Raw genomic sequence first — 6,759 nt, 5'->3', positions numbered from 1 at the left:
TCGACCTTGTCGGTGGAGACCTCGAGCAGCGGCTCATCGGCCTCGACGGACTCGCCGACCTCCTTGAGCCAGCGGGTCACGGTGCCCTCGGTCACGCTCTCGCCGAGCGCGGGAAGGACCACATCGGTGCCCTCGGCGCCACCGGCCGGAGCGGCGGCGGCAGGGGCAGGGGCCTCGGCGGCAGGGGCAGGGGCCTCGGCGGCGGGCGCCGGGGCGGGCTCGGGCTGAGCCGCCGGAGCGGGCTCGGCCGCGGGGGCGGGGGCCTCGGCCGGAGCCGCGCCACCGTCGTCGATGACGGCCAGCTCGGCGCCGACCTCCACCGTCTCGTCCTCGGCCACCTTGATGGACGTCAGCACACCGGCCGAGGGGGCCGGGATCTCGGTGTCGACCTTGTCGGTCGACACCTCGAGCAGGGGCTCGTCGGCCTCGACGCGCTCACCTTCGGCCTTGAGCCAGCGGGTGACGGTGCCCTCGGTCACGCTCTCGCCGAGCGCCGGCAGGGTTACGGAAACCGCCATGGTGTTCGGTTGCTCCTTAACGATCTTTGGATGGTTCGCGCTCGGGATGAGTCAGTCGTGGGAGTGCAGCGGCTTGCCGGCCAGAGCCAGGTGGGCCTCGCCGAGCGCCTCGTTCTGGGTCGGGTGGGCGTGGACGAGCTGCGCGACCTCGGCCGGCAGCGCCTCCCAGTTGTAGATCAGCTGAGCCTCGCCGACCTGCTCGCCCATCCGGTCACCGACCATGTGGACGCCGACGACGGCACCGTCCCGTACCTGCACGAGCTTGATCTCGCCCGCGGTCTTGAGGATCTTGCTCTTGCCGTTGCCCGCGAGGTTGTACTTCAGGGCGACGACCTTGTCCGCACCGTACAGCTCCTTGGCCTTGGCCTCGGTGATGCCGACGGAGGCGACCTCGGGGTGGCAGTAGGTCACCCGCGGCACGCCGTCGTAGTCGACCGGCACCGGGCTCAGACCGGCCAGCCGCTCGGCCACCAGCATGCCCTCGGCGAAGCCGACGTGGGCCAGCTGGAGGGTGGGGACCAGGTCGCCGACGGCGGAGATGGTCGGCACGTTGGTCCGCATGTACTCGTCGACGAGGACATAGCCGCGGTCCATGGCGACCCCGGCCTCCTCGTAGCCGAGCCCCTGCGAGACCGGGCCGCGGCCGACGGCCACCAGCAGCAGCTCGGCCTCGAAGGTCTTGCCGTTCTCCAGCGAGACCTTGACGCCGTCGGCGGTGTACTCCACGCCCGAGAAGCGGGAGCCGAGGGAGAAGTTGATGCCGCGCTTGCGGAAGGCGCGCTCCAGCAGCTTGGAGCTGTTCTCGTCCTCGACCGGGACGAGGTGGGGAAGCGCCTCGACGATGGTGATGTCGGCCCCGAAGGACTTCCACGCGGAGGCGAACTCGACGCCGATGACACCGCCGCCCAGCACGATCGCGGACTTCGGCACGCGGTCGAGCACCAGCGCGTGGTCGGAGGAGATGACGCGGTTGCCGTCGATCTCCAGGCCGGGCAGGGACTTCGGCACCGAACCGGTGGCCAGCAGGATGTGGCGGCCGGTGTAACGCTCGCCGTTCACATCGACAGAGGTCGGGGAGGACAGCCGGCCCTCACCCGTCACATAGGTGACCTTGCGGGAGGCGATCAGGCCCTGCAGACCCTTGTACAGGCCCGAGACCACGCCGTCCTTGTACTTGTGCACACCCTCGATGTCGATGCCCTCGAAGGTGGTCTTCACACCGAATTCCGAGCCCTCGCGGGCCTGGTCGGCGAGCTCACCGGCGTGCAGCAGCGCCTTGGTGGGGATGCAGCCACGGTGCAGACAGGTGCCGCCCAGCTTGTCCTTCTCGATCAGGGCGACGTCCAGACCCAGCTGCGCCGCGCGCAGGGCAGCGGCGTAACCGCCGCTACCGCCTCCGAGGATCACTAGGTCGAAAACGGTGCTGGCGTCGTTCGCCACGTCACGTCCTCCATGCATGGTGCGCCGGGGCCGGCCGTCGGTCGGCCGGGCGGCGGCGTGTGTTCGGCCGCTTCTTACGTCGGCCCTGGTGTCGGTGGCCCTGTCCTGCCGGGACAACATCTTCGCACTTGTTGGGGGGAGGCGGGACGCGGGGCCGCTGTGTGAGAAATCTCCACACCCCAGTTCAGGGGTTACTGCTGCGTATCCGGAACGCGAAGCCCCGTCGATTTCGTTGAGGGCGAAATCGACGGGACTTTCGGCCCATGGCGGCGGGCGTCTCAAACGGTCGCGATGCGTCGCCGCGACATGTCGCTGTGTCGCGGGGCCAAGGGTTTCCTGGCCGGGCCAGGGATCCTCCTCCTGGCCTTGTGGCCTCGGGGCCTCGGGGCTTTGGGGCCTCGGCTCAGCCGAGGTCGCCGTCGGCGGTGCGCTCGGCCAGCCGCACCAGGGTGCGGACCGCGGCGCCCGTGCCGCCCTTGGGGGTGTAGCCGAACGGACCGGACTCGTTGAAGGCCGGACCCGCGATGTCCAGGTGGCCCCAGGTGATCCCGTCCGCCACGAACTCCTTCAGGAAGATACCGGCCACCAGACCGCCACCCATGCGCTCGCCCATGTTCGCCAGATCGGCGACCGGCGAGTCGATGCCCTTACGGAGGTGGTCCGGCAGCGGCATCGGCCAGGACTGCTCACCGACCTCGCCCGCGACCTCGTGGAGCGTGGTGCGGAACGCCTCGTCGTTCGTCATGATCCCGAACGTGCGGTTGCCCAGTGCGAGGACCATCGCACCGGTCAGCGTCGCCACGTCCACGATCGCGTCCGGCTTCTCCTCACCGGCGCGGGTGATCGCGTCGGCGAGCACCAGCCGGCCCTCGGCGTCGGTGTTCAGCACCTCGACGGTCTTGCCGCCGTACATCGACAGCACATCGCCGGGGCGGGTGGCCGAACCCGACGGCATGTTCTCGGCGAGCGCCAGCCAGCCCGTCAGATTGACCCGCAGGCCCAGCTTCGCGGCGGTGACGACCGCGGCGAACACGGCGGCGGCACCGCTCATGTCGCACTTCATCGTCTCGTTGTGACCGGCCGGCTTGAGGGAGATGCCGCCCGAGTCGTAGGTGATGCCCTTGCCCACCAGGGCGAGCGTCTTCTCGGCCTTGGGGTGGGTGTACGCGATCCGGACCAGTCGCGGCGGGGCCTCCGAGCCCTGGCCGACGCCGAGGATGCCGCCGTACCCGCCCTTCTTGAGCGCCTTCTCGTCCAGCACCTCGGTCTTGAGGCCGTGCTCCTTCGCGGCCGCGACCGCCTCGGCCGCGAAGGCGGCCGGGTTGAGGAGGTTGGACGGGGTGTTGATCAGGTCGCGGGCGCGGTTCACCTCCGCGACGAGGGCGGTGGCGCGCTCGACGGCCGCCTTGTACGCCTTGTCGCGCGGCTTGCCGCCGACGAGGGCGACCTCGGCGAGCGGCCCGTTGTTCTTCTTGTCCTTGTTCTTGGCGTTGCCGCCGTTGCCGTTGCTCTTGTCGTACGTGTACGCCCCGAGCAGCGCGCCCTCGGCCACGGCGGTGGCGCCGGCCGGGTCCTCGATCGGCAGCGCGAACGCGCCCTTCTTCGAACCGGACAGCGCGCGGGCGGCCGTGCCCGCGGCCCGGCGCAGCGTCTCGGCGTCATAGCCGTCGCCCTTGGCCGGGACCTCGCCCAGCCCGACCGCCAGCACGACCGGGGCCTTGAGGCCGGACGCGGCGGGCAGTTTGGTCACCTCGCCCTCGGCGCCGGTCGCGCCGAGCGTCTCCAGAACGGCGGCCAGCTTCCCGCCGAACGCCTTGTCCACGGCCTCGGCGCCGACAGCGACGACGGGGCCCTTGGCCCCCTTCGCCACACCGACGACGACGGCGTCCGCGCGCAGTGCCGCGGCGGACGAGGTGCTGAGAGTCAGAGCAGTCACAGTGGTCGGGTCCCTCTTCCGGTAGTTCGTCGGCCGTCATGGATTGGTAGGCCGCGCCCCTCCGCATCGTATGCCTACGCCCGATTTAGGGCTCGGTTCTCCCCCAGCTACCGCTGGGAGGGCCCCCGGCCGCAAGAACCAAGCGCCCGGCGTGCCTTGGCACTCAGGGCTCAACAGGGGCGTGCCCTGGGGCTTACCCGCTGGGGGTGGCCGGGATAGCCTTCCGCGCGATGGACACCACGCCGGAGCCGCCGCAGCCGCAGTCGCAGCCGTCCGCACGCCCGCCCGAGGCCGGGCCCGAGCCCGAGCGGCCGGAGAGCTCCGAGCCCTCCGCGCCGTCAGAGGGCGCGGAGCAGCAGCAGGCTGACCGGCCGGAGCATCCGCCGCGGCCCGACTACGACCCGCCGCCCGCGCACGCCCCGCGTGCCCCCTGGGGCGACGGGGTCCGCTTCGCGTTCGGCACGCTCACGGTGCTGCCCGTACGGGGCGCGCGCTGGGACCGGGAGGCGGCGCACACGGGGATGCTGTGCGCTCCGCTGGCCGGGCTGGCCGTGGGGCTGTGCGCGGCCGCGGTGGGTGGGGTGTTGCTGTTCCTGGGCGGTGGGGCGCTGCTCGCGGCCGTGGCCACCGCCGCGATACCCGCCGTACTGACCCGCGGCCTCCACCTCGACGGGCTCGCCGACACCGCGGACGGGCTCGGCAGCGGCAAGCCCGCCGAGGACGCGCTGCGCATCATGAAGCGGTCGGACATCGGGCCGTTCGGCGTGATCACGCTGCTGTTCGTCCTGCTCGGGCAGGTGGCGGCCCTGGCCGAGCTCTACGGGCAGGACTGGGCGCACGGCGCGGTCGGTGCGGCCGTGGCCGGTGTCGCGGCGCGCTGCGCCTTGACGCTCGCGGCCCGCGTGGGGGTTCCGGCCGCGCGCCCGGAGGGGCTGGGCGCGGCGGTCGCGGGCAGCGTGCCGTGGCGTTCCGCCGGTGTCGTGGCGGCGGTGACGGTGGTGGGCTGCGCGGTGGTGGCCGTCCCGTTCGGCCCGTACGACGTCGTCCGTAACGCCTTCGCCGCACTGGCCGCGCTGGCGGCCGCCGAACTCCTCCTGCACCACTGCCACCGCCGTCTCGGCGGGGTGACCGGTGACGTCTTCGGCGCGCTGGCGGAGTCGGCCGCCACGACTGCCCTGGTGGTCCTGACTTTCGGCTAGGGCCGGCGCCTAGCTGTCGCGCTCGGGGAGTTCCGCGTGCAGGGCTGCGGCTGCCTGTACGAGGGGCAGGGCGAGGAGCGCGCCGGTGCCCTCGCCGACCGTGACGCCGTGGTCGAGCAGCGGGGTGAGGGCGATGCGGTCCAGGGCCTTCTCCTGGCCCGGTTCGCCGCTGGCCTGACCGGCCAGCCACCAGTCCGGGGCGCGGAACGCCACCCGCTGGGCGACCAGCGCGCAGGCCGCCGAGACGACGCCGTCGAGGATCACGGGGGTGCGGCGTACGGCGCTCTGCAGCAGGAAGCCGGTGATCGCGGCGAGGTCGGCACCGCCGACGGTGGCCAGCAGCTGGAGCTGATCGCCGAGCACGGGGCGGGCGCGGCGCAGCCCGTCGCGGATGGCGGCGCACTTGCGCATCCAGGCGAGGTCGTCGATGGCGGCCCCGCCGCGGCCGGTGACCACGGACGCGTCCGTACCGCACAGCGCGGCGATCAGCGTGGCCGCGGCGGTGGTGCCGCCGACGCTGAGGTCGCCGAGGACGAGGAGGTCCGTGCCGGAGTCCGCCTCCTCGTCGGCGATGGCCATCCCGGCGCGGAAGGCCCGCTCGGCCTCGTCCAGGGTGAGGGCGTCCTCGAGGTCGATCCGGCCCGACGCGCGGCGTACGCGGTGGCGGGTGACGTCTTCGGGGAGATCCTCGGGGTCGCAGTCCAGGGCCATGTCGATGACGCGGACGGGTGTGCCGAGACGGGCGGCGAGGATGGCGGCCGGGCTCTCGCCGTCGAGCACGGCGCGGACCAGACGGTGGGTGCTCCTGGCGGGGCGGGCGGAGACACCGAGGTCGGAGACGCCGTGGTCGCCCGCGAAGAGGACGACGCGGGGCTGCTCGATGGGCTTGACCGGCACCCGCTGCTGAGCGGCGGCCAGCCACTCGCCCAGTTCGTCCAGCCGCCCGAGCGCACCCGGCGGCAACGCGAGCCGCTCGCGGCGCTCCTCGGCGTCACGCCGGATGCCCCCGTCGGGGCGCTCGATCAGGTCGACGAAGTCATCGAGATTGAGAGCACTCACCTGGCGAACCCTACCGGGCGCCCCGGGAACCGGTACGGCGTCCGCCCGTTGAACCCGGCGCGGCCCCCACCCGGGCGCGGGCCGGGCACGGGCGCAGGCACAGGCCGGGCACGGGCCGGGGTCCGCGTCGGCCTACTCGGCTCGGTTGCCCGCGCCGCCGTCTCGCGCCTTCGGCGCATTTGAGCAGCGGAGGAGGGGGCGGGGGGCGAGAGCCGCGTCGCCGGGCGCCGGGCCGGTGGAGCGCGAGGTCCGTGGCGGCTCGGGCCTACGGGGGCTGAGCCCGTTGCCGGACTGCCGGGTCGCCGGGGGGTACCCCCTCCGAAAACGTTTGACAAATTAGTTGCGCCAGATCAAGTGTTTTCGAGAGGGGTACCCGGAGGGGCCGCCCCGGATCCACCGGACTCCGTACAGATCGGACGTCGCTCCCGCGTCGCCGAGCCGCCACGGCCTCAACACCCAACCGGCCCGGCAGTCGGCGGCGGCGCTCGCCCTCCATCCCCCGGACCCATGCTCACATGCGCCGAAGGCGCGAGACGGTGTCGCACCCCGAAGACGCACCTTGCTGGGCGATTCCTTCAGGCGGCGGTGGGCGTGTCAGCCTGCTCGG

Annotated in this window: 5 protein-coding genes; 1 reads left to right on the top strand and 4 read right to left on the bottom strand. The window is 72.8% G+C overall.

Translation table 11 applies throughout. From position 1 onward, the window contains the following. From GWI24_RS37950 to GWI24_RS37940, 3 genes are all read right to left on the bottom strand, one after another. Positions 1 to 518: biotin/lipoyl-containing protein (locus GWI24_RS37950; protein ID WP_308344225.1), on the bottom strand; the 518-nt coding region annotated here is incomplete at its 3' end. A 51-nt stretch (positions 519 to 569) separates the two neighbouring features. Next, positions 570 to 1,958: a dihydrolipoyl dehydrogenase gene (gene lpdA / locus GWI24_RS37945; RefSeq protein ID WP_020871985.1), complete on the bottom strand. Its 1,389-nt coding sequence runs from the start codon at positions 1,956 to 1,958 to the stop codon at positions 570 to 572. A 403-nt stretch (positions 1,959 to 2,361) separates the two neighbouring features. Then, positions 2,362 to 3,894 (bottom strand): leucyl aminopeptidase, encoded by a 1,533-nt coding sequence (locus GWI24_RS37940; protein ID WP_210950595.1) that lies wholly within the window; start codon positions 3,892 to 3,894, stop codon positions 2,362 to 2,364. A 230-nt stretch (positions 3,895 to 4,124) separates the two neighbouring features. Here GWI24_RS37940 and GWI24_RS37935 point away from each other — a divergent pair, with 230 nt between their 5' ends. After that, the gene (locus tag GWI24_RS37935; RefSeq protein WP_247617453.1) at positions 4,125 to 5,093 is read left to right on the top strand and encodes an adenosylcobinamide-GDP ribazoletransferase; all 969 of its coding nucleotides are present in this window, start codon (positions 4,125 to 4,127) and stop codon (positions 5,091 to 5,093) included. Between the two features lie 9 nt (positions 5,094 to 5,102). Here the strand turns inward: GWI24_RS37935 and cobT are convergent, their stop codons facing one another. Beyond that, complete coding sequence (cobT, locus tag GWI24_RS37930) at positions 5,103 to 6,152, bottom strand: nicotinate-nucleotide--dimethylbenzimidazole phosphoribosyltransferase (RefSeq protein ID WP_210950594.1); 1,050 nt, start codon at positions 6,150 to 6,152, stop codon at positions 5,103 to 5,105. Positions 6,153 to 6,759: the final 607 nt, after the last annotated feature.

Origin of the sequence: Streptomyces sp. MK37H (assembly GCF_018035285.1) — a bacterium.
Classification (GTDB): domain Bacteria; phylum Actinomycetota; class Actinomycetes; order Streptomycetales; family Streptomycetaceae; genus Streptomyces; species Streptomyces endocoffeicus.
This window is presented reverse-complemented; position numbering and strand designations above follow the sequence as displayed.

What these genes read in the sequence shown, in the direction of transcription:
- GWI24_RS37935 (WP_247617453.1), top strand. Translation starts at nt 4,125, where the DNA reads ATGGACACCACGCCGGAGCCGCCGCAGCCGCAGTCGCAGCCGTCCGCA.